A 26708-nucleotide genomic window follows, 5' to 3' on the forward strand; every position below is an offset into this window, starting at 1 on the left:
CGGGGCCCGAGCAAGGCGGGCCCGAGCGACGCCGTTACCGGGGCCGGGCGTGGAAACGGGGTGCCGGTGGGTACCGGCACCCCGTTCACCCGTCCGAGGTCAGGCCCGGGAGCGGGACTTGTCCTGCTTCCAGGACAGCGGCCCGGGAAGGTCGACGCGGTGCGCCTTGGCCCGCGAGTTCCAGGACCAGCGGCCGATCCTGATGCTCCACGAGGAGAAACCGTTCTCGGTGAAGTTCAGCACGAGCGGTCCGTACTTCTTGCGCTTTCGGAACATCAGGCCCATTGTGGGGCTCCCTTCGTGACCTTCCTGCCCTGCCGGCACGAAGAATGCCCGAAGCTCCGATTCGCGAAACCCGATGATTCGCGAAACCCGATGCGGAGGGTGGATCAGCGGGGCTCCCACGCGTCGGGGATCGCGGTCAGCTTCTTCACGTGGGCGGGGAGCCGGCCACTGAGCAGCTCGGCGAGGCTCACCTCGTCGACCACCCGGCGCACCGCGGCCCGGACCGCCACCCAGAAGCGGGGCAGGTTCTCCGCCGGACCCTCGTACCGGGTCTCCTCGGGACGCAGCCCGCGTACCCCGGCCAGGGGACCGTCCACGGCCCGCAGGATCGCCCCGACGGTGACCTCGGCGGGTGGTCGTACCAGGAGGTAGCCGCCCTCGACGCCGCGTTGGGCGCGGACGATCCCGGCCCGTCGCAGGTCGGCCAGGACCGCCTCCAGGAACTTGCGGGGCAGGTCCTGTTCGGCGGCGATCACCTGGGCGGAGAGCAGGTTGGGGTGGGCGGCGGCGAGGCTGAGCGCCGCTCGTACCGCGTAGTCACCGCGCGCGGAGATGTGCACCCCGCCATCATGCCCGGTCGGGCTCGCCGGTGCGTTCGGCGGGCGGTCGGGGCCGGACGATCCGGGCCGGTCCGCCCTCGGTGGCCGCCGAGCGGGCACCGGTGGCCGGTCGGAGCTGCTCGGCACCGGGCGTACGGCGCTCGCCGCCGGGCGCGCAGCGGTCCCGGACCGGTGTCCACCGCTCGTCCCGGGTGCCCGGCCGGCCCTCGACGCGTGCCCGTCGGTCTCCGTCGGCTGTCCCTCGACCCCCGTCGCCTGCCCCGCCGTCGCCTCCCCGGTCCCGGCTGCTTGCCCCTCGGTCTCGGCCGTCGGTCGCGAGGTCCCGGCTGCCGGCCGCGCGGTCCCGGTTACCTGGCCCGCGGTCCCGGCTGGTGGCGCCCCGGTCGCCGGCGGACGTCCACTGCTCCCGGGCGGCCCGGAACGCCCCCGGGCTGTGCCCGACCTCGCGGGTGAAGAAGCGGCCGAAGTTGGTCGGCTCGGGAAAACCCAGGTGCCGGCCGATCTCGGCGATCGGTTCGTCGGTGGCGGCGAGCAACCGGCTGGCCTGCAGGGCCACCCGCTCGTCGATCACCTGTTTCGCGCTGCGGCCGGTCACCGCCAGACAGGCCCGGGTCAGGGTACGCACCGAGCAGCCCAGCCGGGTCGCGTAGTCCTCGACCCGCCGGCTGTGGCGGTAGCCGCGTTCCAGCTCCCGGCACAACCGCTCGAAGGTGCCCTGTTCCCCGCCGGTGCTCGGCGGCTCGGGGGCGAGTAGGGCCAGCCGCAGCAGCAGCACCGCGAGCTGGTGCCGGAGCAACTCCTCGGCGGGCGAGCCACCGTCACGGCGCGGGCCGCCGACGCGTGAATGGGGGCCACCGACGCGTGAATTCGGGCCACCGTCGCGTGACTGCGGGCCACCGGCGGGGTCGACGCGTCGCTGCCGGTCGGCCGGCGGGCGGCCGTACCGGCGCAGGTCGGCGGCGAGCCGGCGGACGCCCTCCCGGATCGCCGCGCCGTCGTCGCCGTCGAGCGGCCAGTACGCCGGGGTACGCCCGGCCGGTGCCGGCTGTCCGGCCGGGGCGCCGTCGCGCCACCGCACCACAAGCGTCTCGAAGGACGGCCCGGTGACGCAGCGCAACGCCTGCCCGGGGCCGACCCGCAGCAGGGTGCCGGGTCGACAGGTGACCGGACGGAAGTCCAGCTCCACGCTGCCGTGCCCGTCGGTGACCAGGACCAGCAGGTCGGCGTCGACCAGGGTGGGGCGACGCCAGTCCGGATGGGTGGCCAGGTCGTCGAGGGTGGGCGTGTCGATGCCCGCGGCGGTGGGCGCATCCTCCGGAGCCAGATCGGGCTGGCCCGGGGCGATGTCCGTAGCCGGAGAGGGCTGACCGGAGGTGACCATCAACTGCGACGGTAACCGGCCCTTGGGCAGGGCGCATCCCGACAGCGGGCCCGGTCCGGGCGGGGCTTGTCGGCGGATCGGCGGCCGGGTTACGTTGCGCAACGACAGGGCCGGGGCGGCAGGGCCCGGCCCGGCGGCGGCGGCCCCACCGGCGACCGTCGCCGACTGGCGAGGGGACGAGCATGACGGAGCTGTTCTCGGTCGACGGCAAGACGGTCCTGGTGACCGGGGGTTCCCGGGGGATCGGCCTGATGATCGCCCAGGGGCTGGTCCGGGCCGGTGCGACCGTGCTGATCTCCTCGCGTAAGGCCGAGGTCTGCCAGCGGGTGGCCGAGGAGCTGTCCCGCGAGGGCAACTGCGTGGCGATCCCCGCCGACCTCAGCCGCGACGCCGGGGTCACGCAGCTCGCCGCCGCCGTACGGGAGCACACCGACCGGCTCGACGTACTTGTCAACAACGCCGGTGCGACCTGGGGCGCGGCCCTGGAGGAGTACCCGGAGAGCGCCTTCGACAAGCTCTGGGCGGTGAACGTCAAGGCCGTCTTCCGGCTCACCACCGCCCTGCTGCCCGTGCTGCGGGCCGCCGCCGCGGCCGACGCCCCGGCCCGGGTGATCAACATCGGCTCGGTGGACGGCCTGCGGGTGCCCGAGATGGAGGTGTACGCCTACTCGGCGACAAAGGCCGCGGTGCACATGCTCACCCGCAGCCTGGCGCACCGGCTGGCCGGCGAGCAGATCACCGTCAACGCGATCGCGCCGGGGCCGTTCGAGTCGAAGATGATGGCCTTCGCCCTGGACGACCCGGGCAGCCGGGCCGCCATCGAGCAGCAGATCCCGTTGGGGCGCATCGGCCGCCCCGAGGACATGGTGGGCGCGACGATCTTTCTGGCCTCGCGCGCCGGGGCGTACCTGACGGGTGCGGTCATCCCGGTCGACGGCGGCCTGACCACGCACGGATGACCGGCGACGTACCGCTGACGACGAGCCGGAGCCGCGCGGACTCGGCAGATCCGCGCGGCACCGAAGGCGTCGGTCAGCGCCCGGCGAGCAGCCGGGTCACCGCCGTGTCGACATCGAGGTGGTCGGCCTCGCGCCCGCGCGGGACCACCACGTACGTGCGGCGCAGGAAGCGCACCAGCACGCTGCGCGGCACCTCGAAGAGGGCGTTGCCGTCCGGTGACGACAGCGCCAACGCGACGAAGTCGCCGCGTGGGGTGGCCCACGGCCAGACCCGGACGTCGCCGATCCCGGCCGGATCGTCGAGGCCGGTGACCAGCAGTTCGCGGGCGAAGGACCAGCTCACCGCCTCGCCCCCGGCCGATTCGGCATGGAACAGGACATGGACCGCATACGGGTCAGCAGGGTCGTACCGCAGACTGGCGCGCACCGGCAGTGCCGTGGCGTCAGGTGCGACGAGCCTTAGTGACGTCTCGACCTCTACGGTCGTCGGTCGGATGACACTCATGAACGTTCTCCCCCCGGCACCGCTGCGGAACGTCCGTGTCCCGCTTTTCCCATACTCAGGTGCTATTCCTGGCTACGCTCCGCCATGCGCTGACTTCACCCAGTGGTGGGAAGTGGGTCGGAAACGCCGTTAGAATGTGAAAATTCTTGTACGATATCCGGTTCTGCCCAGAACGTGATCCCGCCCGGTGTCGGGGTTGGTTCAGACAACGACTTACTCCGGTAACGTCCAGGCGTCGGTTCCAGTGACGGGCCGGGGCACACTAGGGGGTGAAATGACCGCAAATCGATCCTCAGTGGATCCGCCGACACCGGCGAAATCGTCGCAGGCAGCGGCCGGTGCGGGGCGAAAACGAGGGGACGTCGTGCCGACCGATCAGCAGGGTTCCACCGGCGGCACGCGCCCCTCGGGCCGCCCCGCCGACGGCTCCCGTGGCCCCGGCCGCAAGCCCGCCGCCTCCTCCGCTGCGGCCTCCTCCCCGGCCGCGCCTTCGGGATCTGGTGGGGCGGCCTCGGTCGCGCCTTCGGGGCCTGGTGGGGCGGCCTCGGCGCGGGACGCCCGGCGCGCCAACGGGTCCGCGCCGGACACGGTCCAGGCCACGCCGCCGACCGGTCGCCTGCGCCACCTCCGCCGACGGGTACGCACCACGCTCGACCTGATCCGCGCCAACCCCACCGGCCGGATCACGCTCAAGATCACCATCGCGATCGTCGGCGCCCTCGTCGTCACCCTCGGCATCATCATGATCCCGCTTCCCGGGCCGGGCTGGCTGGTGGTCATCGCCGGGCTGGGTATCTGGGCGGTGGAGTTCCACTGGGCCAAACGGCTACTCGGTTTCACCCGTCGGCACGTCCAGGGCTGGACCCGATGGGCGACCACCCGCCCGCTGCCCCTGCGCCTCGCCCTCGGCTCGATCGGCCTGCTCTTCGTCGCCACCGTCGCCTGGCTCTCGCTCAAGTACAGCCTCGGCATCGACGTGGTGGCCAGAGCCCTGCACTACCTCGCGACGCACTGACCCCTGATTCGCGGCCGGGCCGGCCGATCGGGTACAGTCATGCGCGCTGAGGGCGATTAGCTCAGTGGGAGAGCGCTTCGTTCACACCGAAGAGGTCGCTGGTTCGATACCAGCATCGCCCACCCTCAGTTCCGCAGGTCAGAGGCCACTTCCCGAGTACGGGAGGTGGCCTTTCTGCTGCTCGTACCGCAGCGGCGTTCACTCCCTCCGGAAGGCGGTGCACATGGCGGAGACGCTCAGGGTCGAGGAACTTCGTCAGGTGTGCGTGCTGTTGCTGGACGCCGTGCAGGAGCGGTTCGGCTCGGAGATCGATCTATCGATTCTCGATGTCGACCACTACTGGAACGTGGACCTACGTTCCGCCTTCAGCATCCAGGAAGATCCGGCGTCTGGAATCGACGTCGGGCAGAGCAGTGACGACGTGGCGGAGCTTCGTGCGTTGTTGCGTCGTCGGCCGGAGGACGAGCCGCTGCTCTGGCACGACCTGCAACATCTGGCCGGGATGCTGCGGTTGCTGGCCTATCTCGACCTACCGGCCGCCGAGGATCAAGAGTAGCCAGGGTTCTGGCGCGGCCGAGTTTCTCCTGGTGATGGTCGCTTCCGGGGCAGTGTGGGTGCCAATGATGCGGCCCGTGGTGAGTCGGGTGGAGCAGTGGCTGGTGGCTTGGTGGTCTACTTGGCCAGGCAGACCGCCAAGGCGTCAGTCACGTCCCCTTCGCAGGCGCCGATTCGGCGTACGTCGACTTGTTCGCCTCCGACGATCGACCAGCTGGGGCCGGCCGGGATGCGGCGGGGTAGCGAATATGAGCTGCCGGGCACCGATGTACGGCGGCGTCGAGGTCAGCGACGGGAATCCCGGTCGGGCGGCCGACCAGGTTGTACCGGTCGTCGGGGTCGACACCGTCGAGGCGGAGCAGGACATGGAAGTACACAGCGCACCTCGGCGCTGGATCTCGACCGGCGGTTGGCGCGGAGAGCGTGAAGCCGGGACCGCCGGAAACGGTAGTGCCGAGAGTGGTTGAGCTTCGTTGGCCGGCAGTTCGCCGAGGCGCGGCGGCGTCGCTCCGGCGCACCGTTGGTGACGCATCCCCCGGCTTCGACGCGTCGGACTGCCCTGTCCTGGGACCCGTCAAGGCCGGCTTGACAGCGGAGACGGCAACTGTGATCCGCTATCAGAGCGGCCGGGGGAGGGGGCCGGGATGGTTCCACGCGCATCGTTGACTGCCTGCCGCTCATATCGTTCTAGATAGCCGCAGTCAACTATTCGCACCCTCTTTGGGTGCTTCTTTATTCGGGTAAAGCTGGCAACTCGGCTCTCAGTGCTTGCCTCGTGCTCTAACCGGACCAATGCCGGCTTTGGTAAGTTGTTATCTAGTGCTCCCAAGTAGAAGTGGCTCAGGGTCAGCAGCGCGCTCTGTGAGGGGTGTACGACGTGGGTACCTCGCGCAATCCAACCGACCGCCGCCCAGTTCATGCCCCCCAGCGTTGCTGCCCAGTAACTCTGCTCATAGAGGGCGACGATCGTGGTGTCCACGATCGGAAACTTCGAGTCGTTCACGATGTGAACCTCGGTAAGTCCGTCGTCGTCTGTTACCCAAACTCGAACTGCATCCCGGTCAGCACGTCGACGGCGTGAGACCTCGGCTAGGTATACCTGCAGGGCCACCAGAGCGGTCGCGAGGGTGCCGAGCGACGACAAAACGCCCCAGCCGGGCCAGGACCAAAACGATGCGGATAGCACGCGCACAACATAGTGGACGATGCCACTCGACCCGCTTCCAGGTCGAGGACCGACGTCTTTTGTTCAAGATTCGGCTGGGAGTGTGCTTCGTTGATCTTCAAGTGTCCGGTTAGCGACAGAAGCGAAGATCACTCGCGCCTCAGCGGCAGGTGGTGCATAGTGTCCCCGAACGCCGGAAATTTTGATCACCCTTAGTGGAGGACGTATGTCTGGATCGACGCCCAAATACCTTCGCCTGACCCTTGATGTTCAGTTGGGCGAGCGCAACCAGCACGCTAATCGAATCAACCAGGCAGCGGACGCCGCCATTGCGGCCGCGACCGAGGCTCTTGAAGAGAACCTCCTCGAAGGCAGCATCGTGAACGTCGAGCAAGGTGTCGAGTTCTCTTACCGTTGGATTGCGCGGACCTCATGGCTAGGTGGCACTGCGGCGAGCGAGGAAGATGAGCTGTAGCGATCGCCTGAGTGACTAGACGAGTGACCCTCGACGAAGGTTAGTGGGCGGGCGTGGGTGCCTTCCCGCCATAACCGCGTCGGTCAGCGGACCCCTCAATTTCGATCACAGGCCGGCGTCTGGCCCTGCCGGACGGATTAAGAGCGACCGGCAGTAGGTGCTGCGGCTGGGTGTACGGGGCCCCGTGCCTGCTCGGACCGGACGATCCGCCGCCGGCTGCGGTCGTGGGCCGGGGCCGGTCTCGGCGAGCGACTCCACGAACTTGCCCCCAGGTCGGCGATGTTCTCCGAGAGCGCTCAGTATTACCAGCGCCCTTCCAGGGTTCGGGGGATTCGTCAGCGGGTGAGGATTATGAGGTGTCGGGCTGGTCGGTAGCGTTGGCTGCGACGGCGGTCGATGCGGTGGTGCGTCCCGCGCTACGCGAGGAGGTTCCGGTGGATTCCTTGCCGGAGTTGACGTTCGGGCAGCGGTTGAAGGTCTACCGGGAGCGGTCCGGGAAGTCCCGTACGGTGCTGGGTGGGTTGGTGGGCCGCAGCGCCGAGTGGGTCAAGGCGGTGGAGACCGATCGGATCCTGCCGCCGCGCATTCACATGCTGGACCGGATCGCCCGTGCGCTGAAGATTGACGTGTCCGCCCTGGCGGCGGAGTTGGGGGAGCGGTCCGCTGTGGTCAACGGGCCGGAGCATCCGGCGCTGGTGTCGGTCCGGGCGGCCCTGAACCATGTCGCGCTTCCCGGTGATGCCCCGCCGGAGTCGTTGTCGGGTCTGCGGGAGCGGCTCGCGGTGGCGTGGGCGGCGCGTCATCAGGCGGCGGATCACCGTACGGTGCTGGGTGGTTTGTTGCCGGGGTTGTTGCGGGACGGGCAGCGGGCCGTGTTGGCGTACGAGGGTGACCAGCGGCGACGGGCGGAGGCGTTGTGGGCGGAGACGCTCGGGTTGGCGCAGATGTTTCTCGCCTATCAGCCTGCCGCCGAGTTGCTGTGGCGGGTGACGGACCGGGCGATGGTGGCGGCGCAGGAGTCCGGTGATCCGGAGGCGATCGTCCGTGCGGGATGGTTCCTGTGCCAGGTGCATCGGGAGTCCGGCGACTGGGACACCGCGATGAGGGTGACGCTGGAGGTGCTGTCGGCGTTGGAGCCGTGCACGGCCGACGGGAGCACGAATCTGCTGGCGTTGTGGGGTGCACTGAACTTCGAGGCCGCGTACACCGCTGCTCGCGCTGGTGAGGAAGGTCGTGCCTGGCGGTACTGGGACCGCGCCGACCAGGTGGCGCAGCGCCTGCCGGCGGACTTCTACCAGCCGCAGACGTCGTTCTCCCGGGTCATCATGGGAGCCCATGCGGTGACCGTGGCGGTGGAGTTGCAGAAGTCGGGCGAGGCGGTACGGCAGGCCCGGCGCCATGATGCGGCGGCGATACCGTCGAGGCCGCGCCGGGCCCGCCATCTCATCGAGGTCGCGCGGGCGCACTACGGCAGGGACGACAAGGAGACTGCCGTGGCGGTGCTGCGGAAGGCGTACGAGTCGGCTCCGGAGACGATCCGCTTCAACGGCTACGCCCGGCAGATCACCGTGGACCTGCTCGACGGTCCACGTTCCACCCGGGATGACGCGCGTGACCTGGCGATGAGGGTCGGACTCGTCTCCTGAACCGGGGGTAGGAACCTGCCCCCTTCCGACTCGCCGTCGAACCTGGCCTCAAGTAGTGCGAGCTACACGCCTGCTCGGGAGAAGCGACGTGCCGAGAGTGGTACGAAGATCACCAACAGCAGCCCGATCCACAGCAGGGTCGCGGTCACCGGGTGGGTCAGCGGCCACGCGGCGTCCGGCCCCGGAGCACCGGGATTGCCGAACAGGGACCGGATCGCCGTCGCCAGCGCGCTGAGCGGGTTCCACTCGCAGATCGCTCGTAGCCAGACCGGCATCCCGTCGGTGGGCACGAACGCGTTGGACACCATGGTGAGCGGCAGCGTCAAGGGTGCCAGGTTGGCCGCGGTGGACGCTGAGCGGATCGCCAGTCCGAGGTAGGTGCCGACCCAGGCCAGCGTGTATCGGAACAGCAGGAGCAGGCCGATGGCGGCCAGCGTCTGCGTGACGCCGTGGTGCGGCCTCCAGCCGACGATCAGCCCGTAGGCCATCAGGACCACCAGTCCGTACGCACCGATGAGTCCCTCCGCGCCGCTCTGGCCGAGGGGTACGGCCACCCGACTGGTCGGTAGTGAGCGGAGCCGGTTCATCACGCCACGCGACTGGTCCATCGCGATGTCCACCATCGCTGAGGAGAGCGCGGTCCCGGTGCCCAGCACGAACATGCCCGGCATCATGTATTCGCGGTAGTTCGAGGAGCCCGGTATACCGATGGCACTACCGAACACGAAGCCGAACAGCACGACGAACACGGTCGGCATCAGCATGATGGTGAGCAGGGTTCCGGGTTCGTGGCGCAACCGCAGGATGTTCCGCTGGGTCAGGACCCAGCCGTCGACCAGGACGCTCATGCTCCCACCACCTCCGCCGCGACCGGTTCGGGCGTGATGGACGTGCCGGTCAGCGAGAGAAAGACGTCATCGAGACTCGGCTCGCGGATCCCGACGTCGCGGATCACGGCACCGGAGGCGTCGAGTTCACGCACGATCTGTGGCAGGGTCGGCACCGGATCCGTCGCGGCGACGGCGATGTGCGTTCCGTCGGCCTTCGGGCGGTGGCCGGTGAGCCTTTCCAGCAACGCCATCACCGTCAGGAGTTGGTCCGTCGATTCCACCACGACGTCGATGTGGCTGCCGATCCGCGACTTGAGCTGAGCCGGGCTGCCTTCGGCGATGAGGCGGCCGTGGTCGATCACGCCGACGGCGGTGGCGAGCTGGTCCACCTCCTCCAGGTACTGACTGGTGAGCAGCACCGTGGTGCCGTCGGCGACCAGGTCGCGGACGGTGTCCCAGATTTCCATGCGACTCCGGACGTCGAGCCCTGTGGTCGGCTCGTCGAGGAAGAGCACGGCGGGTGCGCGCAGCAGGCTGGCGATCAGGTCCAGCCGGCGGCGCATACCGCCGGAATAGGTGCCGACCAGCCGATCGCCGGCGTGGGCGAGGCCGAACCGTTCCAGCAGTTCATCCGCCCGCTGCCGGGCTCCACGCTTCCCCAGCCGCGACAGGCGGCCGAAGATCCGCAGGTTCTCCCGGGCCGTCAGCTTGTCGTCGAGCGTGGCGTCCTGACCGGTCAGCCCGATGATCTTGCGAACCTCCTCCGGTTCCCGGGCCACGTCGAATCCGCCGACCGAGGCCTGCCCGCCGCTGGGGCGGGTCAGCGTGCTCAGGATGCGCACCGTGGTGCTCTTCCCCGCGCCGTTCGGGCCGAGCAGGCCATAGACCAGGTTCGGCGGGACGGCCAGGTCCAGGCCGGTCAGCGCTGCGACGTCCCCGTACTGCTTTCGTAGATTCCGGGTGTACATGATCGCTTCATTCATGATCAAACCCCCAACTGGGTACGGTGTACGCTAATGCAAGGTAGTCACTGGGTACGGTGTACGCAAGTGCTTCCCAGGTTCGAGTACTGGCTCGCGTACCCTGGTCGTCGTGTCGGAGCCCAAGCCCGTCGTCTGGATGCGCCCGGAGAAACCGCCGCGCGGTCCGACGCCGGCACACACCCGCGAAGAGATCGCTGCGGTGGCAATCACGATCGCGGACGCCGAAGGCCTCGAAGCCGCCTCGGCGCGAAACATCGCCCGGAACCTCGGCGCGGGGGCGATGACTCTCTACCGTTACCTGCCCACCAAGGAAGACCTCTGGGCGGTGATGATCGACGAGGCGAGCGTCTTCGAGCCTCAGGAGCCGACCGGTGATCTCCGCGCCGACCTGGCCGTCATCGCCCGCCGCAGGCGACAGAACTTCCTGCGACACCCCTGGCTGGCTCCGCTCCTCGCCACCCGCCCGATCCTCGGTCCCAACTACCTACGCGGCATGGAACGCGATCTCGCCGTGCTCGGTGGCGATGGTCTGAGTATCGACGACGCGATCGACGTGTTGCACCTGATCTACTCCTGGGTGAGCGGAGCCGTGCAGGCCGAGCTGACCGAAAAGGCGAACGTCGACCGGTCCGGCGTGGATCGGCACAGCTGGCGGATGCGCATGAAGCCCTATCTGGTGTCCCTGCTCGCGACCGGTGAGTTCCCCTATCTGAGCAGGATGACCGAGGCGGCCGAAATCGCTGACGCCGACGAACAGTTCGAGACCGGGCTGTCGATCATCCTTGAAGGAATCGACAGCCGATACTCCACTTCCTGACGCGGGTCACTCTGGCAGCCGTCAGTCACCGACAAGATTCTTGTCGGTGATCCGAATCATCCGGCGTTCAGCCCTGCCAGCGCTGCTGTTGTTGTTGCTCTGCGATGGCCAGGACCCGGGCGTGGAGAGGCGTGGTGGTGCTGATCTTCCACATCTGGAGGTAGACGAGTAGCTGGTTGATCACGGTGTCGAACTCGACCAGGACGCCGCTGTTCGCGATCAGGGCGTCGACGCCGACCAGGCGGTCGCGGGTGGCGGCGTCGATTTTGCCGAAGGAGTAATACCGTTCGGCGTAGACACCGACCGTTGCCTGTTCCTGGACGTACTGCAACTTGCTGGCAAAGAGCGAGCGCTGTGCGGCGGTGAGCTGCTTGTCGGCGGTGAGCAGGGCTCGTAGGTCCGCGATGGCGGCGACCCGGCAGGCGGCGAGCTCCTTGAGCTTGGGGCCGTTGCCGAGTAGCCCCGGGCTGCACAGCAGGAGCAGCGCGGTGTTGCCGTACGCCTCGCCGGCGTCGACGTGGGTCAGCTCGTGGACGAACGCGCCGAGTCGTTCCTGCTTGCCCATCGGCGGGAAGAGCGCGTTCTTCAGCGTGTACTTACGGGCTGCGGGTGGGGGCGTCAGTGTGGTGCCTGGGGTGAACACGTCGAAGATCGTGATGTCGGCGCGGTTCACCAGTTGTTCCAGGATGATGCGGGTGGTCACGTGGGTTCCCGGCTCGCTGGCGATGACGCTCAGCGCTAGCACGTCGGCGCGCACGGCCTCGTCCTTCTGCGCGCCGGTCATCCGGCCGACCAGCTGGTTCCCCTCGGCCGTGATCGCGGTCTTGATGCGGGCGGCGTCGTTGTCGTCCTCGTCGCGCATCCCCATCTGCGCGGCCTTGTCGTGGGCCTCCACCAGGTCGCCGATGGCGGCAACCTCCGCACCGGCTGCACGTCCGGCTGCTGCCACAGCGCCGGTGTATGCGTTGCGGGCCAGGACGACGTCGATCCTCAGGTCGTTGACGGCAGCCTGGTGAGTCGTGGAACCGGCGAGATAGGTGTCGATTTTGGTAAGGAGCGAATTCGTCACGGCGAGGCGGGCGGCGAACTGGGCGGCATCGACGGCGTAGTAGGCGCGCAGCGCGTTCTCGACCGCGACGATCTCGTCGCTACGGCTAAGTCCTTTGGTACGGGCGGCGAATGCTTCGGTGGTCATCATGTGACATCCCCTGTCTGCTCCGGCCTCCCAGGAAATCGCCTGCCGTCGCGGCGTGTGCGATTGCGACGGATGGCCGACAGGGGGTCCGCCCGTTCAGCCCGCCGTCCGCACAATGATCGGCCACCACCGTCACACCTTTATGGACGGTCACCCGACCGGTTCACGGGTCGGTGGGCCTGAGCGCCTTATGGCGCGTACCGTGGGGTACACGATGTACCCAACCCCGGGCGAGGTGCCGTCATGACCGCCGAGCAACCCACCACACCAGGCCAGCGCGTCGAGCGACTCCGCCGAGCAGCCGGGCTCTCCCGCGAGCGCCTCGCCGGACTGAGTTCGCTCAGCCCGACCACCGTGAAGTTCATCGAGAACGGCCGGAGGGGCTTGACCCTCCGTGCGGCGCAGCAGTTGGCCCCGCACCTCGGCGTCCGGGACCTCGGTGAGCTGTTCGGTCCCACCGTCGCGCTGTCGCTCGACGTCCGGCCCAGCCACCCCGCCGTTGACGATGTGCGTCGGGCCCTGACCGCCTGGCACATCAAAATCGACGGTGACCCGGAGAGCCCCGCCTACCTGGGCGGTGCCATCGACGCCGCCTGGCAGACGTGGCACACCTCCCGGCACCAGCGCACCGAGGCCGGCCTGGTCCTGCCCGGCCTGCTCGACTCCACCCAGCGCGCCGCGCGGCTGCACGAGGGCGACGACCGGCGGACCAGCCTCGCCCTGCTTGCCCAGGCGTACCACCTTGCCCAGGCGTACCTGGCCTGGCACGGCGACCGCGAAATGGTGTGGCTCACTGTGGACCGGGGCCTGTCCGCCGCGCTGGACTCCGACGACCCGCTGGCCATCGCCCAGTCCATCTGGTACGCCGCGCACCTGCTGCGCTCCGTCGGGCGCGCCGACGAGGCAGTGGAACGGCTGCGGGAAGCACGCGGCCTCGTCGAGCCGCGAGTCGCCGACGGCGGGCCCGAGTGGGCGGAGATGCTCGCCGACCTGCATCTGTGCTCGGCGCTGACCCGTGCCCGGTCTGGTGACCAGGGTGCCTGGTCGGATTGGGATGCCGCGCGACGAGTCGTCGAGCGGGCGCTGCCAGAGGGCTACGTCGGACGGCGTACCCGCGTCTCCCGGCCGCTCGTCGACGTCTACGCGGTGATGTGCGCCGTCGACCTCGGCGACCCCGACGAAGCCCAACGCCGGGCTCACGCCTTGGACCCGGCGTCGATTCCGTCGACGGAGCGGCGTGGCCGTCACTTCGTGGAACTGGCGCGGTCGGCGGATCTGGAGGGTGCCCGGGAGGCGACACTGCATCTGCTCGCGCGGGCTGAGGCGACATCGCCGGAGACGGTCCGGTACTCGCCGCCGGCACGGGACATCGCGGCGCGGCTGGCACGGGAGGCGCCAGCGGCGATCCGGGCTGAGGCAGTCGAGCTGTCTCGGCGAATCGGTGCTTCCGAGCTGTAGGTACGCCCTGTTACCGGGTACGTGGTGTACCCCCATCGCCCGGTACTGCTGCTTAGCGTGATCGCACGGTAGCGGCAGGGAGTCGCCGACGTGCGGCGAGTTGCTCTCCCTGCCCACCAGGCGGCGGCGGAGGTCCTTCCAGCCCCGATCCTCCGTGCGGGGCACGAACTCCGCCGCCGCCTCCCACCGAGCGAGGGAGACGGCCGTGACGGTCCGGTCCGAGTTGTGCACCGAGGTACGCGCGTTCATCCGCTGGGTGCTGCGGCGGCCCGAGCCGCCCCCACCGCCGGGCACCGGCCAGGCCATCCAGGCCGCCGAGCAGGCCGCCGCCCGGGGGCGGATCCTGGCTCAGGCCGAGGCCGAGCGGACGCCGCTCGACGACACCACCCAGGTCGGCCCGGTGCCCCGGGGCGGTGAATCCCGGTGAGCGTCGACGAGCCGACCGATCCGCTCTCGATAGCCGTGGTCGCCCGTCGGGTCCTGGCCGAGCACGAGGCTGGTCACCCCTGTTGGCGGTGCACCGTCGACACGGTCGCCACCTGCCGCGAGGTGGATTGGTGGCGGGCGCAGCTGGCCGGGGTGGCGTCGTGAGTAACGATCTGCCGGTCGGTCGGCGGGTGGCGTACTGGCGGGGGCGGCGCAACATGTCGCAGCAGGTGTTCGCCGATCGGCTCGGTAAGTCGAAGTCGTGGGTGGACAAGGTCGAGCGTGGGGTACGTCGCCTCGACAAGTGGTCGGTCCTCCAGGAGGTCGCCGACACCCTCGGCGTGACGGCGGACGTCCTCGTCGACGACACCAACCCACCCGCACCCACCCCACCCACCAGCCGCAGCCCGGACGTCGAGGTCGACACCGTCCGGGCCGCACTCACCCGCCACCCGGGGATCCTGCGGCCACCCGCCGATCACGTGCCGGTTGACCCGTACAAGTATCGGGCGCGGATCGTGCACGCCGACGCCATGTACCAGCACGCCCAGTACCCGGCACTGCTCCGACTGCTGCCTGGTCTGCTCGATGACGGCCATGATCTGGCCGCTCCCGCACGGCCAGGGTTGCAGGTGCGCACGTACCGGCTCACCGCTTCGGTGCTGGTCAAGCTGGGCGCCCACGAGTTGGCCTGGCTGGCCGCCGACCGGGGCCTGTCCGTAGCCACCACCACCGACGAACCACTCCTGGAAGCAGCAGCGGCCCTGCCCCTCGGCACCGCCCTACGGGTCGCCGGCCGGCACCGGGCCGCGTTCGAAACGACGATCACCGCCGCCCACCAGATCGCCCCGTTAACCCCTGATGCGGGTACGCCATCCGAACGGTCAGCCTGCGCGGCGCTGCTCGTCCAGGCCGCTCTTGCCGCCGCCGAACACGACGACCCACCGACAGTGATCGAGCTACTCGACGGGGCGGCGACGCTGACCGAGCCGGACACTCCGGAGCGGGCCGCAGTGGACGCCGCCCGGATCACCGCGACCACCGCGCTCGGCGATCACCGTACCGCCGTCGAGCTGCACGAGGCGCTGACCGTACGGGACCGATGGCGGAGCCTGCCCGTCGAGCACCGGGCGGCGTACCTGATCGACATGGCACCGGCACACCTGGCCACCGACGATCCGGCAGCGGCCGGGCGGGCACTGCTGGACGCCGACCGACTCGCACCCGCCGAGGTACGGGTACGCCCGACCGGGCGGGCGGTCCTGGCCGAGGTCCTGATCGGCTCACCCCGGCCGAGCCCGCACCTGCTGGCCGTGGCGGAGGCCGCCGGCATGCGGGGTGCGTGGTGAGGGTGCCGGCCGGTACGCGACTGTCGCTCGCCGCCGGTGACTGGGCGTCGCACCTGGGGCTGCCGGGGTCGGTGCCGTTGGAGGTCCGGACGGTCGAGATCGCGGTGGCGTCCGCCGGCGACGCACCGGTGGGAACGATGTGGGTACGCGGCCACCTACCGGAATGCGCCGGCCCGTCGGCGTGCGCCCGATCATGGTGCCTGCGCGTCGCCGTCCGCGTCGAGCGGCTGTACGACGCGGTGGCCGACCGTACGTGATCAGGGGTTTCGTGGGTTGGTGGGGGCTGGCCTGATGTCGTAGTCGGCGAGCCAGGAGAGCAGGTCGTCGCGGTGGGCGTGGACGAGTGAGCCGCCGGTGAAGCGGATGTCGTCGGTGACCTCTGCGACGACCTGCGGGGGTGGGAGGAAGGTGCGCGCCGCCTCGTCGGTGGTGAACTCGGCCTCAGCCAGGATCAGACCGTGCAACGGCGGGTCGAAGACGTCGATGCCCAGCGGTGGGACGCTCAGGCGGGTCTTGGACAGCGTTGCGGCGGGCAGGCCGGCGAGCAGGTCGTACTCGGCGGGGGACAGGTAGATGTTCGTGATCAGTCCCTGGAGGTGGCCTGTCCGCTGGGCGGGCACCTTCTGGGTGAGCTTGAACTCGCAGGCTCCGCCGGGGAGGCTTTCCGCGCGTCTCAGGCGCAGCCGCGTGCCCGCCAGGTACCGGTCGGTGATGCGGCGGCTGACGGTAACCGCAGCCGGCAGCGGCGGTCTGGCCAGCAGGAACCGCCTCTCCCGCTCGACCCGCGCGTACTTCCCATCGCGGACGGGCTCGTCCGGCATCGAGTTCTTCTGCGGCGTCATGCCGCTGCCACCGTGGGCCGCTCAACCATACGGAGATCTCATCACTGTCGAGGATGGCGTGCAGAGATCGGACGCTGTCGAGGAGGTGACCTGTACGGCGGAGACGGTGCGCGACACGATGTCGGGATGAAATTTCGGCAACGGCCTCGGTGGTACGGCGACTGCCCCGAGTGCGGGCACGACTGGCGAGAGCACGAGCCGCCGGAGCCGTGCAGCGAGTGCCGGTACGAGATCGACCACGGAGAGTCGGGCGCTCGCGCCATGGCCTGCACCGCCGTGGCCCCGCCGCTAGCGGGCACCTCGGTAGTAACCGGTTCTGCTCCACCCAGGTGCCGGTGACCACGGCACCGTCCACGATCAGGTCCAGGGACAGCGACGATGCCGCCGAGCCGTGATCGTTAGACCGGGTACGGCCGTCCGCAGACTTCAACCTGTCAGAGGTGGACCGCCTCAGTTGTGGCTGAACCGCTGCCGATGCCGCTCGCGGGGAGCCGCCGGTGGCAGGGTCGCAGAGGAAGCCGGCTGGTATCCGAGGCCAGCGACGCCACCCTGCCAGGGCAAGGGTTGCTGACCCGACGGTGCCGGTGGGACGCCGAGTTGAGCGATGGCGGCCACCGACTGATTCGGTGTCGCACCGACTGCGGAGGACTGGGCGACATCGACCGGCGGCACCTCGGCGATCGCCGCCGTCGCACCCGAACTGGTTCTCACGATCCGATGGGAGCCTGGCCTGAGATTGTTCCACCCCTCAAATTCTCGCAGGTCCTTCGCGGTGACTTGGCTGGGTTTGTGATATTTCTTCCCTGAACTGTGCAGCCAGTCGCTGACCACGTGCTGGGTGACGGGAGTGCCGGGAACACTGTAACCGCCTTGAACAATCCGCAAATTCTGCATGAAGGCTGAATATTCATCCCCCAACAGTGGCAATTGAGTGATCCCCGCGACGCCCCCTCCGGACCTGACGAACTCGTAGATCGGGAGCAGCCGATGACTCGACACGAAAGCCGCCAGGTGTTCGTTGCGCAGCCGGCGCGGCTTGCACGCCGGCTGCCCGGATTCATCGAGCCACTGGCTGACGATTTCCGGGGTGGGTGCGATCTCGGGGACCGCGTGTCCGCCACCTTGCTCCGGACTACTCAGCCCTCGCAGAAACTGATAGTATTCCGCCCGAGGATCCGGCGTCTCCTCGACGCCCACCGTATCACCGCGCCCATTTCGTAAAAACCGATACTTCCCTTCCCGCACCCCAACGGATTCTTCGTACTCTCGGAGTTTCTTGTTGGTGAGCCGATAGGGCAGATGTCGTTTCCCATCGATCAGGGACAAATGCTGACTGATCGACTGGAGCGTAGGCAGGGGATCCCGCGCCGGAGCACCGGCGGCAGGGGTCAGGTCAGCTGGTGTGCCAGCCCTGGAGAATCCCAAATCGGGAAACCAACTTGACGCCGGCGTACTCAGGTCCAGCGCGTCCAGATCGTCATACGAGAAGTCGGGTGAATTCAGGTAACCCTGATCAGCCATCCTGATGCACTCCTGTGGGGGCCGCTGACGCCGGACCACCTCTCAACGGAGCATCTCCCCTGGCCGTTCAAAGCTACCGAGAGGTAATGTCGTTCCGTCGCAGTTGCCGTGCTCAGGGACCCTCGCAGCTACTCGGCGGCTAACCTCGGCCCTTCGTCAAGGGCTGTCCCAAAGAAGGTTTAGTTCGCCGGGCTCGGTGAAGGTGTGAGCCAGGCGAGGGGTCGCAGCAAGAACAACTCTGGTCCATGGATCGACCAGCCCCACCGTTGCTCGGCGCGGCAACCCGAGCGCGGAGACCTAGACCGGCAGCCGGACCGGAGTACGCAGACGCGCTCCCCTACGCTTGGTGCTGATAGCGTCGCTGAGGTGACGTCCACCCTCGACACGCTGCCGAACATCGGCGCACCGGCGACCCGGGCCCTGCACGCCGCCGGCTACCGTACGCTGCGTGATCTCGCCGGGGTGCCGCGCGCCGAGCTGGCCGCGCTGCACGGCATGGGTCCGAAGGCGCTCGGCATCATCCAAACTGCCCTGGAGCAGCACGACCTGAGCCTGGGCTAGGCACCGGACTGCCGGCGACCGGCACCGGCCTCGGCCGGCCGAGGCCGGAGCGGTCCGGACTCAGGCGGGCTGGTCCGAATCAGGCAGCGGGATGACGTACGAGTCGACCCGGGCGATGAGCCCCTCGCGGAACGTGAACAGGTCGTTGAAGGCGAAGCGGAACGGGCCGTGGTCGACAGTGGCACCACGTCCCTCGCCGGTGGTGACGACGACCGGTCCGTACGAGGTCTCGTTGGGTGGTGTCGGCCATGTCGTGCTCCGTTCGGTCCGGTAGGTCAGCGTCGTAGGTAGGTGGCGAGGGCGTCGAGGATCGACGCCAGTCCGTTGGCGGCCTGGTCGGTCCGCAGCTCGGAAGGCAGCCGCCGTTGGTGGACGGTGAGGTCCGTGCCGGTGCCGGCTGCCCGGATGGTGACGGTCGTACGCAGCCCGGTGACCGGCTCGTCGAAGGACGCGGTCCACACCCGCTCCACGTCGGCCGGCAGGTGTCGGGCGGCGATCAACTCGTCGCCGTGCAGGTGCGCGCGGGCCAACGCCCGTCTCCCTCGTGCCGCGGGTCGGCTCCTGTCCCGGTCAGGGTTCACCGGTCAGCACGGCCCCGTTGCGGTACGCCCAGACCACGATGTTGACTCGGTCGCGTACCCCGAGTTTGGCCAGCACCCGCCCGACGTGCGTCTTCACCGTCACCTCGGCCAGGTGCAGCCGCTGGGCGATCTCGGTGTTGCTCGCCCCGGCCACGATCAGGTCGAACACGGCGCGTTCCCGGGCGGTGAGGGTCGCCAGCGTCGGTGCCGCCGGCGTCGGTTCGGTACGGGCGGTGCCGGTCTGGGCCACTAGGCGGCGGGTGGTCGACGGGGCGAGCACCGACCCGCCCTGGTGGACGGTGCGGATCGCGGCGGTGAGGCCCTCGGCGGTGGCGTCCTTCAGCAGGTACCCGTGTGCCCCGGCGTTGAGGATGCGGGTGGCGTAGTCATCGCTGTCGTACGTGGTCAGGGCGACGATCTTCGGCGGGTGCGCGGTGGCGAGAATGGCCCGGGTGGCGGTGATGCCGTCGGTGCGCGGCATCCGGATGTCCATCAGGACGACGTCCGGCCGGTGCCGGGCGGTGAGCGCGACCGTCTCCGCCCCGTCGGCGGCGGTGGCGACCACCCGCATGTCGTCGGCGGCGTCGACGACCATGGCGAAACCGGTACGGACGAGGTCCTGGTCGTCGGCGATGAGCACGGTGATCGGTGCCTGCGTCATGGTGCTCCCTGTGGCGGCAGTGGCCAGGTGGTCGTGACGGTGAGCGAGGAACCGGTGCTGACCGCGCAGTCGCCGTGGAACAGCGAGCAGCGTTGCCGGATGCCGGACAACCCGCGCCCCTCCACCATCGGGTGATGGTCCGCCGGGTCCAGCGGGCTGGTGACACTGACGGTGAGCAGCGCGGGGGCCCAGCCCAGCCGTAGTCGCGCCTGCGGACGTGGGCTGTGTTTGAGCACGTTGGTGAGGCACTCCTGGATCACCCGGTACACGGCCAGGTCCATGCCCGGTCCCAGTGACTGCGGCGGGCCCTCGGTCGACAGTTGCACGTCGAGGCCGGCGTCGGCGACGTTGGCCAGCAGCTCGGGCAACTCGCGCAGGCCCTTGGCGGGCCGGTCGTGGTCGTCGGAGTCGACGACCGTGAGCAGCCGCTTGACGTCGGTGAGGGTTTCCCGGCCGATGCCCGCGATCCGGTCGGACAACGGCCCGGCGACCTGTGCGTCGGCCCGGGCGGCCACCCGCCCGCCCTCGGCCTGGGCGATGATCGAGGCGAGCGAGTGGGCGATGATGTCGTGCATCTCCTGGCTGATCCGGGTGCGCTCCTCGTGGACGGCCAGCTGGGCGCGCATCGCGCTGTCCTGCTCGGCCAGCCGTCGCCGACGGTGGGCCGCGACGTTGTACACCGCGACGAGGCTGACCAGGTCGCCCGGGAACATGAAACTGTGCGAGGCCAGCACGTGCACCCCGGAGACGAGACCCACCAGGCCGAGCATCACCACCGGCGCGGTGCGACGGATCGCGAGCAGCGTGGCTATCGCCGCCGACCAGTACCACTCCTGCAGGCCGGCGAGTCCGAGCAGGAGACAGCCGGCGACAACGACAAGCGCGGTGAGGGAATCGGCTGTCAGTATTCGTCGCGTCTCCACCGGCACGGTTCCAGGATAGGCAGCGTCACCCGATCGGGGAACGCGATGTCGACACCCCTGGCCCGGTCGTACCCGAGGCGATACCACGGTATCGGCCGAATGCGTCGAGTCGATGCCCTGGACGGATGTGGCCTGCGGTTCCTTTGCATATTTTGGATGCGGTGAGGATGCAGACGAAACACGCCGAGATGGTCAGTTGCCGGGCCGTCCGGAAGACCTACGGCGGTGGCGAGGCCACGGTGGTCGCGGTCGACGGGGTCTCCGCCGACTTCGCCGCCGGCGAGTTCACCGCGATCATGGGGCCCTCCGCCTCGGGCAAGACGACCCTGATGCACCTGCTGGCGGGCCTGGACACGCCGACGGAGGGCACCGTCAGCATCGCCGGGACACCCCTGGCTGGCCTGGACGACCGCGCGCTGACCGACCTGCGCCGGGACCGGGTGGGCTTCATCTTCCAGGCGTTCAACCTGCTGCCCGCGCTGACCGCGGAGCAGAACATCGTGCTGCCGCTGCGGCTGGCAGGGCGGCGCGTCGACCGGGCGCGGCTGGCGGCGCTCACCGAGCAGTTGCAGATCGCCGACCGGCTCCGGCACCGTCCCGCCGAGCTCTCCGGTGGTCAGCAACAGCGGGTGGCGGTGGCCCGGGCGCTGCTGGCCGAGCCCGCCGTCGTCTTCGCCGACGAACCGACCGGGGCCCTGGACATCGCGACCGGGCGTAGCCTGCTGACGGGTCTGCGGGACGCGGCCCGGCAGGCCGGGCAGACCGTCGTCATGGTCACCCACGATCCGGGTGCGGCGACGTACGCCGACCGGGTCCTGGTGATGGCCGACGGCAGGATCCGGGACGAGCTGTCCGCGCCCTCCCGCGAGGCGATCGTGGCGTCGATGGCGTCAGTGTCTTCGGCGGCTCCCGGCGCGGCTCGGCGAACGTGCAGAGCGTCGCCACCACCCCGGAGGTCCGCTGGTTCCAACTCGACCGGGGGAGCTGGCCGACCAGGGCCGACCAGGTCGTGGCGGACCGCCGCACGCTCGACGACCTCGGGGTCGACGTGGGCGACAATCTCGCTTTCCGGCACGACGACGCCGAGCCGGTCCCGGTCACGGTCACCGGCTCCGCGGATCTCGGGTTCCGGCCGCTGACCGGCTCGTCGTTCCGGTTCTACGCCGCACCCTCCTTCTTCGCCGGTGACGTCCCGCCCGCGGCGTTGCTGACCGTCGACGACCGCAGCCGCCTCGCCGCCACCGTCGCCACCGTCGACCGGGCCGTCGCGCCCGGGATCTCGGTCATGGACGCGTCCGCCGCCGCCGACGAGGCGGCCTCCCGGTTCGCCGGCGGCAACACCCAACTGGTCATCCTGATGGTGGCCTTCGCGGTGGTGGCGTTGCTGGCGTCGGTGCTGGTCATCGCGAACACCTTCCACGTGGTGATCGCCCAGCGGATCCGGCAGATCGCGTTGTTGCGCCTGGTAGGCGGGCACCGGTCCCAGGTCAGCCGGGCGGTGCTCGGTGAGGCCGCGATCGTGGGCACGGTCGGGGCCGTCGTGGGCGTGCTGGCCGGGGTGGCGGTCGGCTACCTCGGTGCCGGCCTGCTCGACATCGGTGGGGGTGGGCTGCGGGTCAGCCCGGTCATGCTGGTCCTGTCTGTCCTCACCGGCGTGCTGGCCACGGTGGTCGCCGCCTGGTTGCCGGCCCGGCGGGCCACCCGGGTGCCGCCGGTGGTGGCGTTGCGCGAGACGGCCGAGCCGGCCACCGCCGCGGTCCGCGGTGGTCGTCGTCTCGTCGTGGGCCTCGTGGTCACGGCCGTCGGCGCGGTGCTGCTGGGCCTGGGCGGTGTCGGCGCCGCACTGCCGCTGGCGCTGCTCGGCGGGTTGGTGCTGGCCGTGGGTCTGCTGGTCGCGCTGCCCCGGGTGATAGCCCTGCTGCTGACGCCGGCGGCCCGGCTGCTGGAGCGCCTGGGCGTGGCCGCCGGCCTGGCCGGCGGCAGCCTGAGTCAGCATGCCCGCCGGACGGCGGCGGCGGCCATGTCGGTGGTCGTCGGTGCCGCCCTGATCACCGCGTTGGCCGTGGCCGCCACCACCGGGCAGGCCACCGTGGACGCCGATCTGGAGGACCGTTATCCGGTCGCGGTGAGTGCCCGGACCGACGGCACGCCGATCGACCAACGGACCGTCGCCGCACTGGCCGCCGTGCCACAGCTGTCGGACACGACCACCGTCGACACGGTGGCGGCCCGCTTCCCCGACGGCGGCAAGGCGACCCCCGGGACGCTCGCGGCGTTGCCCGCGGGAGCCGCTGCCGAGCTGGCACCCGAACTCGCCGCCCCCGCAGCCGCGCCGGTCCTGCTGGCACCCGGGACCTACCTGGCCGAGCGTGGTCTGGTCGACGGCGACCCGCTCGACGTCGCCGCCGCCGGCACGACCGTCCGCTTCATCGTCCGGGCCTCCCGGCTGGCCGACACGACCGGGCAGCTGCTCGGCGTCACCTCCGCCGAGGCGCTCGCCACCCGGGGGGTCCCGACCGTGCCGACCACCGTCTGGGGTGTCGCGCCCGCAGGGTTCGACCGGGCCGTGCTGGCCGACCGGGTGAACGCCGTCGCCGCCGGTGACCCGGAGATCGAGATCGGCGGTGGTGTCACCGAGGGCAGCGACATCGCCCAGGTGCTGGCCATCCTGCTCGGCCTGTCGCTCGGGATGCTGGCGGTCACCGTGCTCATCGCCATGCTCGGCGTCGCCAACCTGCTCGGCCTGTCGGTCCTCGAACGGACCCGGGAGATCGCGTTGCTGCGGGCCCTGGGCACCCGTCGGGGCCGGTTGTGGGCGATGCTCGGGGTGGAGGCGGTGACCATCACCGTCGTCGGTGTCGCGGCCGGCATCGCCGTCGGGGTCCCGGTCGGGCTGGCCGGTGTGACGGCGGCGGTGGGCCAGACGGCCGAGCCGGTGGTCCGGCTGCCCTGGGGGCAACTCGTGCTCCTGCCGGTTGCCGCGGTCGTCGTCGGCCTGCTGGCCAGCCTGGGGCCGGCCCGGCGGGCGACGCGAATCCCACCGGCGCAGGGGCTGACCCGCTGACCCGTACCGGGCGACGTGGGCGAGTTAACTTGATTAACTCCAGAAGAGCGGGCTAGGGTCGGTCCATGACGGCCGAGCTGGAGGCGCAGCTACGGGCGGTCTCGCTGCGGGTGACCCGGCCCCGGCTGGCCGTCCTCGCCGCGCTGCGTGACCATCCGCACGTCGACACCGACCGGGTGATCGCGCTGGTGCGGGCCGACCATCCCACGGTCTCCCACCAGGCGGTCTACGACGTGCTCCGGGCCCTCACCGAGGTCGGCCTAGTCCGGCGCATCCAGCCGGCCCGGGCCACCGCCCGGTACGAGGTGCGGGTGGGCGACAACCACCACCACGTGGTCTGCCGCTCCTGCGGTGCGATCGCCGACGTCGACTGCGCGGTCGGCCACGCTCCCTGTCTCACCGCCGCCGACGACCACGGTTTCGTGGTCGACGAGGCGGAGGTCGTCTACTGGGGCACCTGCCCCGACTGCGCGACCGACGGTACCTCCCCAAGATCCGCCAGTCCGGAAGGAAACGAATGAGCGACACCCAGGACAACGCCCCCGCCAGCGCCCAGGGCGTGGACCAGAAGGCCGCCGCCGGCTGCCCGGTCGCGCACGACTCGGTGACCGCGCAGGGCAGCGAGAGCGAGAACCCGGCGATCGACTCGCCCACGCCGAAGACCGGTGGACGGCCGCGCACCAACCGGGACTGGTGGCCCAACCAGCTCGACCTGTCGGTGTTGCACGCGCACTCGGCCAAGGGCAACCCGCTGGGCGCCGAGTTCAGCTACGCCCGGGAGTTCGCCAAGCTCGACGTCGAGGCCCTCAAGCGGGACATCACCACGGTCCTCACCACCAGCCAGGACTGGTGGCCGGCCGACTTCGGCCACTACGGCGGCCTGATGATCCGGATGAGCTGGCACGCCGCCGGCACGTACCGGATCGAGGACGGCCGGGGCGGGGCCGGCGACGGCGGTCAGCGGTTCGCGCCGCTGAACAGCTGGCCGGACAACGCCAACCTGGACAAGGCCCGCCGGCTGCTCTGGCCGGTCAAGCAGAAGTACGGCCAGCAGATCTCCTGGGCCGACCTGCTGGTGCTCGCCGGCAACGTGGCCCTGGAGTCGATGGGCTTCAAGACCTTCGGCTTCGGCTTCGGCCGGCAGGACGTCTGGGAGCCCGAGGAGATCTTCTGGGGCCCGGAGGACACCTGGCTCGGCGACGAGCGCTACGCCTCCGAGTCGGAGATGGCTGCCGGCGTCGGTGCCACCGAGATGGGGCTCATCTACGTCAACCCGGAGGGGCCGCGCGGCAACGCCGACCCGCTCGCGGCGGCGCACTTCATCCGGGAGACCTTCCGCCGGATGGCGATGAACGACGAGGAGACCGTCGCCCTGATCGCCGGCGGCCACACCTTCGGCAAGACCCACGGCGCCGGTGTCGCCGACAACCACGTAGGCCCCGAGCCCGAGGGCGCGCCGCTGGAGGCGCAGGGCCTGGGCTGGCTGAGCACCCACGGCAGCGGCAAGGGTGCCGACACGATCACCAGCGGTCTCGAGGTCACCTGGACCGACCGGCCGACCGAGTGGAGCAACCGCTTCTTCGAGATCCTCTTCGGCTACGAGTGGGAGCTGACCACCAGCCCCGGCGGCGCGAAGCAGTGGGTCGCCAAGGACGCCGAGGCGATCATCCCGGACGCCCACGACCCGGCGAAGAAGCACAAGCCGACGATGCTCACCACCGACCTGTCGCTGCGGGTCGACCCGGCGTACGAGAAGATCTCGCGCCGCTTCCTGGAGAACCCGGACGAGTTCGCCCTGGCCTTCGCCAAGGCCTGGTACAAGCTGCTGCACCGGGACATGGGCCCGGTCAGCCGCTTCCTGGGTCCGTGGGTCGCCGAACCCCAGCTGTGGCAGGACCCGCTGCCGGCCGTCGACCACGAGCTGGTCTCCGACGCCGACATCGCCGCGCTCAAGGCCAAGGTCCTGGACGCCGGCCTCAGCACCGCCCAGCTGGTCTCCACCGCCTGGGCCTCGGCCGCCAGCTTCCGGCACACCGACAAGCGCGGTGGCGCCAACGGTGCCCGGATCCGGCTGGAGCCGCAGCGTAGCTGGGAGGTCAACCAGCCCGAGCAGCTCGCCACGGTGCTGACCGCCCTGGAGGGCATCCAGCAGGAGTTCAACTCCGCCGGCGGCGCGCGGATCTCGCTCGCCGACCTGATCGTGCTGGCCGGCTCGGCCGCGGTGGAGAAGGCGGCCCGGGACGCCGGGGTCGAGGTCACCGTGCCGTTCCGGCCGGGGCGTACCGACGCCACGGCGGAGCAGACCGACGTCGAGTCCTTCAAGGTCATGGAGCCGCGTGCCGACGGGTTCCGCAACTACCTGCGGCCGGGCGAGAAGACCCAGCCGGAGGTGCTGCTCGTCGACCGGGCGTACATGCTCAACCTGACCGCGCCGGAGATGACCGTCCTGGTCGGCGGCCTGCGCTCGCTCGGGGCCAACGTCGGTGGCTCGCGCCACGGCGTGCTCACCGACCGGCCCGGTGTGCTCCACAACGACTTCTTCGCCAACCTGCTCTCCCCGGGCACCCGGTGGAAGGCGTCGGAGTCCGAGGAGCACGTCTACGAGATCCGGGACGTGGCCACCGACGAGGTGAAGTGGACCGCCACCGCGGTCGACCTGGTCTTCGGCTCGAACTCGCAGCTGCGGGCCCTGGCCGAGGTCTACGCCAGCCAGGACGCGCGGGACAAGTTCGTCACCGACTTCGTCGCGGCCTGGACCAAGGTCATGGAGCTGGACCGCTTCGACCTCTCCTGATCCCGCCGCACCCGGCGAGCCCCGGTCGATCCACCGTGATCGGCCGGGGCTCGCCGGTTTCCGCTGCCCCTCCGGCCGGATCCACGTGGGCGGTAGGGGCACGGTTGCGCGCCGCAGGGGCAGCCGACGTACCGTTTCGGCCGTCCGCCGGCGGCCC

26 protein-coding genes, 1 tRNA gene and 3 pseudogenes are annotated in these 26708 nt (G+C 70.1%); 17 read left to right on the forward strand and 13 right to left on the reverse strand.

Going from position 1 to position 26708, the window contains the following annotated elements; translation table 11 throughout:
• Nucleotides 1-99: 99 nt before the first annotated feature.
• From ACN28G_RS05710 to ACN28G_RS05720, 3 genes and pseudogenes are all read right to left on the reverse strand, one after another.
• Nucleotides 100-285, reverse strand: coding sequence for a DUF4236 domain-containing protein (locus ACN28G_RS05710; protein WP_091435848.1), 186 nt, complete (start codon nt 283-285; stop codon nt 100-102).
• A gap of 104 nt (nt 286-389) precedes the next feature.
• Nucleotides 390-845 (reverse strand): RrF2 family transcriptional regulator, encoded by a 456-nt coding sequence (locus tag ACN28G_RS05715; RefSeq protein WP_091435850.1) that lies wholly within the window; start codon nt 843-845, stop codon nt 390-392.
• Nucleotides 846-1227: 382 nt separating this feature from the next.
• Nucleotides 1228-2169, reverse strand: a pseudogene (locus ACN28G_RS05720) (AraC family transcriptional regulator); the annotation flags it as partial.
• 239 nt (nt 2170-2408) lie between these two features.
• On the opposite strand from ACN28G_RS05720, the gene ACN28G_RS05725 reads away from it, so the two are divergent.
• Complete coding sequence (locus tag ACN28G_RS05725) at nt 2409-3185, forward strand: glucose 1-dehydrogenase (RefSeq protein ID WP_091435852.1); 777 nt, start codon at nt 2409-2411, stop codon at nt 3183-3185.
• Between the two features lie 73 nt (nt 3186-3258).
• On the opposite strand, the gene ACN28G_RS05730 is transcribed toward ACN28G_RS05725, so the two are convergent.
• On the reverse strand, nt 3259-3690 hold the full coding sequence (locus tag ACN28G_RS05730) for an SsgA family sporulation/cell division regulator (protein ID WP_091435854.1): 432 nt from the start codon (nt 3688-3690) through the stop codon (nt 3259-3261).
• Nucleotides 3691-4054: 364 nt separating this feature from the next.
• Between ACN28G_RS05730 and ACN28G_RS05735 the strand changes: the two genes are divergently transcribed.
• The 5 genes from ACN28G_RS05735 to ACN28G_RS05755 all read left to right on the forward strand — a co-directional run bounded on the left by ACN28G_RS05735 (nt 4055) and on the right by ACN28G_RS05755 (nt 8546).
• Nucleotides 4055-4705 carry a TIGR02611 family protein gene (locus ACN28G_RS05735; RefSeq protein ID WP_421478617.1) on the forward strand — a complete coding sequence of 217 codons (651 nt, stop codon included), beginning with the start codon at nt 4055-4057 and terminating at the stop codon, nt 4703-4705.
• 50 nt (nt 4706-4755) lie between these two features.
• Nucleotides 4756-4827, forward strand: a tRNA-Val gene (locus ACN28G_RS05740).
• Nucleotides 4828-4928: 101 nt separating this feature from the next.
• Nucleotides 4929-5261 carry a hypothetical protein gene (locus ACN28G_RS05745; RefSeq protein WP_421478618.1) on the forward strand — a complete coding sequence of 111 codons (333 nt, stop codon included), beginning with the start codon at nt 4929-4931 and terminating at the stop codon, nt 5259-5261.
• 1390 nt (nt 5262-6651) lie between these two features.
• A complete protein-coding gene (locus ACN28G_RS05750) occupies nt 6652-6900 on the forward strand; it encodes a hypothetical protein (protein WP_091435863.1) in 249 nt (82 codons plus the stop codon).
• A 434-nt stretch (nt 6901-7334) separates the two neighbouring features.
• Complete coding sequence (locus ACN28G_RS05755) at nt 7335-8546, forward strand: helix-turn-helix domain-containing protein (protein WP_421478619.1); 1212 nt, start codon at nt 7335-7337, stop codon at nt 8544-8546.
• Nucleotides 8547-8608: 62 nt separating this feature from the next.
• On the opposite strand, the gene ACN28G_RS05760 is transcribed toward ACN28G_RS05755, so the two are convergent.
• Nucleotides 8609-9394 carry an ABC transporter permease gene (locus tag ACN28G_RS05760; RefSeq protein WP_421478620.1) on the reverse strand — a complete coding sequence of 262 codons (786 nt, stop codon included), beginning with the start codon at nt 9392-9394 and terminating at the stop codon, nt 8609-8611.
• On the reverse strand, nt 9391-10359 hold the full coding sequence (locus ACN28G_RS05765; protein WP_091435867.1) for an ATP-binding cassette domain-containing protein: 969 nt from the start codon (nt 10357-10359) through the stop codon (nt 9391-9393). The genes ACN28G_RS05760 and ACN28G_RS05765 overlap by 4 nt, the downstream gene beginning before the upstream one ends.
• A 109-nt stretch (nt 10360-10468) precedes the next feature.
• Between ACN28G_RS05765 and ACN28G_RS05770 the strand changes: the two genes are divergently transcribed.
• Nucleotides 10469-11176, forward strand: a complete 708-nt coding sequence (locus ACN28G_RS05770; RefSeq protein WP_217628783.1) for a TetR/AcrR family transcriptional regulator — start codon at nt 10469-10471, stop codon at nt 11174-11176.
• Nucleotides 11177-11243: 67 nt separating this feature from the next.
• On the opposite strand, the gene ACN28G_RS05775 is transcribed toward ACN28G_RS05770, so the two are convergent.
• Nucleotides 11244-12371, reverse strand: a complete 1128-nt coding sequence (locus ACN28G_RS05775; protein WP_421478621.1) for a hypothetical protein — start codon at nt 12369-12371, stop codon at nt 11244-11246.
• 243 nt (nt 12372-12614) lie between these two features.
• On the opposite strand from ACN28G_RS05775, the gene ACN28G_RS05780 reads away from it, so the two are divergent.
• From ACN28G_RS05780 to ACN28G_RS05800, 5 genes are all read left to right on the forward strand, one after another.
• Nucleotides 12615-13829 carry a helix-turn-helix domain-containing protein gene (locus tag ACN28G_RS05780; protein ID WP_091435871.1) on the forward strand — a complete coding sequence of 405 codons (1215 nt, stop codon included), beginning with the start codon at nt 12615-12617 and terminating at the stop codon, nt 13827-13829.
• A gap of 205 nt (nt 13830-14034) precedes the next feature.
• The gene (locus ACN28G_RS05785) at nt 14035-14256 is read left to right on the forward strand and encodes a hypothetical protein (protein WP_091435874.1); all 222 of its coding nucleotides are present in this window, start codon (nt 14035-14037) and stop codon (nt 14254-14256) included.
• The gene (locus ACN28G_RS05790) at nt 14253-14420 is read left to right on the forward strand and encodes a hypothetical protein (protein ID WP_421478622.1); all 168 of its coding nucleotides are present in this window, start codon (nt 14253-14255) and stop codon (nt 14418-14420) included. Before ACN28G_RS05785 ends, ACN28G_RS05790 begins: the two co-directional genes overlap by 4 nt.
• A complete protein-coding gene (locus tag ACN28G_RS05795; RefSeq protein WP_421478623.1) occupies nt 14417-15604 on the forward strand; it encodes a helix-turn-helix domain-containing protein in 1188 nt (395 codons plus the stop codon). Before ACN28G_RS05790 ends, ACN28G_RS05795 begins: the two co-directional genes overlap by 4 nt.
• The gene (locus ACN28G_RS05800; RefSeq protein WP_421478624.1) at nt 15601-15861 is read left to right on the forward strand and encodes a hypothetical protein; all 261 of its coding nucleotides are present in this window, start codon (nt 15601-15603) and stop codon (nt 15859-15861) included. Before ACN28G_RS05795 ends, ACN28G_RS05800 begins: the two co-directional genes overlap by 4 nt.
• Here the strand turns inward: ACN28G_RS05800 and ACN28G_RS05805 are convergent, their stop codons facing one another.
• The 3 genes and pseudogenes from ACN28G_RS05805 to ACN28G_RS05815 form a co-directional block, all read right to left on the reverse strand.
• Complete coding sequence (locus tag ACN28G_RS05805; RefSeq protein ID WP_091435881.1) at nt 15862-16446, reverse strand: hypothetical protein; 585 nt, start codon at nt 16444-16446, stop codon at nt 15862-15864.
• Between the two features lie 291 nt (nt 16447-16737).
• Nucleotides 16738-16837, reverse strand: a pseudogene (locus ACN28G_RS05810) (XRE family transcriptional regulator); the annotation flags it as partial.
• A 59-nt stretch (nt 16838-16896) separates the two neighbouring features.
• Nucleotides 16897-17967 carry a hypothetical protein gene (locus ACN28G_RS05815; protein ID WP_139135632.1) on the reverse strand — a complete coding sequence of 357 codons (1071 nt, stop codon included), beginning with the start codon at nt 17965-17967 and terminating at the stop codon, nt 16897-16899.
• A gap of 366 nt (nt 17968-18333) precedes the next feature.
• Here ACN28G_RS05815 and ACN28G_RS05820 point away from each other — a divergent pair, with 366 nt between their 5' ends.
• Nucleotides 18334-18528: a helix-hairpin-helix domain-containing protein gene (locus tag ACN28G_RS05820; protein WP_091435886.1), complete on the forward strand. Its 195-nt coding sequence runs from the start codon at nt 18334-18336 to the stop codon at nt 18526-18528.
• A 275-nt stretch (nt 18529-18803) separates the two neighbouring features.
• Here the strand turns inward: ACN28G_RS05820 and ACN28G_RS05825 are convergent, their stop codons facing one another.
• From ACN28G_RS05825 to ACN28G_RS05835, 3 genes are read right to left on the reverse strand one after another with little or no spacing between them, the layout of a single operon-like run.
• A complete protein-coding gene (locus tag ACN28G_RS05825; RefSeq protein ID WP_091435888.1) occupies nt 18804-19058 on the reverse strand; it encodes an SRPBCC domain-containing protein in 255 nt (84 codons plus the stop codon).
• 40 nt (nt 19059-19098) lie between these two features.
• Nucleotides 19099-19770 (reverse strand): response regulator, encoded by a 672-nt coding sequence (locus tag ACN28G_RS05830; protein ID WP_421478625.1) that lies wholly within the window; start codon nt 19768-19770, stop codon nt 19099-19101.
• Nucleotides 19767-20699 (reverse strand): sensor histidine kinase, encoded by a 933-nt coding sequence (locus ACN28G_RS05835; protein WP_421478626.1) that lies wholly within the window; start codon nt 20697-20699, stop codon nt 19767-19769. The genes ACN28G_RS05830 and ACN28G_RS05835 overlap by 4 nt, the downstream gene beginning before the upstream one ends.
• Nucleotides 20700-20818: 119 nt before the next feature.
• Here ACN28G_RS05835 and ACN28G_RS05840 point away from each other — a divergent pair.
• The 4 genes and pseudogenes from ACN28G_RS05840 to katG form a co-directional block, all read left to right on the forward strand.
• Nucleotides 20819-21592 (forward strand): annotated as a pseudogene (locus tag ACN28G_RS05840) (ABC transporter ATP-binding protein); the annotation flags it as partial.
• 29 nt (nt 21593-21621) lie between these two features.
• On the forward strand, nt 21622-23757 hold the full coding sequence (locus ACN28G_RS05845) for an FtsX-like permease family protein (protein ID WP_421478627.1): 2136 nt from the start codon (nt 21622-21624) through the stop codon (nt 23755-23757).
• A 65-nt stretch (nt 23758-23822) separates the two neighbouring features.
• Nucleotides 23823-24278: a Fur family transcriptional regulator gene (locus ACN28G_RS05850; protein WP_091435900.1), complete on the forward strand. Its 456-nt coding sequence runs from the start codon at nt 23823-23825 to the stop codon at nt 24276-24278.
• Nucleotides 24275-26551 carry a catalase/peroxidase HPI gene (gene katG, locus ACN28G_RS05855; protein ID WP_421478628.1) on the forward strand — a complete coding sequence of 759 codons (2277 nt, stop codon included), beginning with the start codon at nt 24275-24277 and terminating at the stop codon, nt 26549-26551. Before ACN28G_RS05850 ends, katG begins: the two co-directional genes overlap by 4 nt.
• The last annotated feature ends 157 nt before the right edge of the window (nt 26552-26708 follow it).

The sequence above is a fragment of the Micromonospora sp. WMMA1923 genome (genome assembly GCF_049179195.1).
GTDB classification, from domain to species: domain Bacteria; phylum Actinomycetota; class Actinomycetes; order Mycobacteriales; family Micromonosporaceae; genus Micromonospora; species Micromonospora yangpuensis.

What these genes read in the sequence shown, in the direction of transcription:
- ACN28G_RS05750 (WP_091435863.1), top strand. Translation starts at nt 6,652, where the DNA reads ATGTCTGGATCGACGCCCAAATACCTTCGCCTGACCCTTGATGTTCAG.
- ACN28G_RS05805 (WP_091435881.1), bottom strand. Translation starts at nt 16,446, where the DNA reads ATGACGCCGCAGAAGAACTCGATGCCGGACGAGCCCGTCCGCGATGGG.
- ACN28G_RS05775 (WP_421478621.1), bottom strand. Translation starts at nt 12,371, where the DNA reads ATGACCACCGAAGCATTCGCCGCCCGTACCAAAGGACTTAGCCGTAGC.
- katG (WP_421478628.1), top strand. Translation starts at nt 24,275, where the DNA reads ATGAGCGACACCCAGGACAACGCCCCCGCCAGCGCCCAGGGCGTGGAC.
- ACN28G_RS05745 (WP_421478618.1), top strand. Translation starts at nt 4,929, where the DNA reads ATGGCGGAGACGCTCAGGGTCGAGGAACTTCGTCAGGTGTGCGTGCTG.
- ACN28G_RS05760 (WP_421478620.1), bottom strand. Translation starts at nt 9,394, where the DNA reads ATGAGCGTCCTGGTCGACGGCTGGGTCCTGACCCAGCGGAACATCCTG.
- ACN28G_RS05765 (WP_091435867.1), bottom strand. Translation starts at nt 10,359, where the DNA reads ATGAATGAAGCGATCATGTACACCCGGAATCTACGAAAGCAGTACGGG.
- ACN28G_RS05830 (WP_421478625.1), bottom strand. Translation starts at nt 19,770, where the DNA reads ATGACGCAGGCACCGATCACCGTGCTCATCGCCGACGACCAGGACCTC.
- ACN28G_RS05725 (WP_091435852.1), top strand. Translation starts at nt 2,409, where the DNA reads ATGACGGAGCTGTTCTCGGTCGACGGCAAGACGGTCCTGGTGACCGGG.
- ACN28G_RS05780 (WP_091435871.1), top strand. Translation starts at nt 12,615, where the DNA reads ATGACCGCCGAGCAACCCACCACACCAGGCCAGCGCGTCGAGCGACTC.
- ACN28G_RS05710 (WP_091435848.1), bottom strand. Translation starts at nt 285, where the DNA reads ATGGGCCTGATGTTCCGAAAGCGCAAGAAGTACGGACCGCTCGTGCTG.
- ACN28G_RS05730 (WP_091435854.1), bottom strand. Translation starts at nt 3,690, where the DNA reads ATGAGTGTCATCCGACCGACGACCGTAGAGGTCGAGACGTCACTAAGG.
- ACN28G_RS05850 (WP_091435900.1), top strand. Translation starts at nt 23,823, where the DNA reads ATGACGGCCGAGCTGGAGGCGCAGCTACGGGCGGTCTCGCTGCGGGTG.
- ACN28G_RS05815 (WP_139135632.1), bottom strand. Translation starts at nt 17,967, where the DNA reads ATGGCTGATCAGGGTTACCTGAATTCACCCGACTTCTCGTATGACGAT.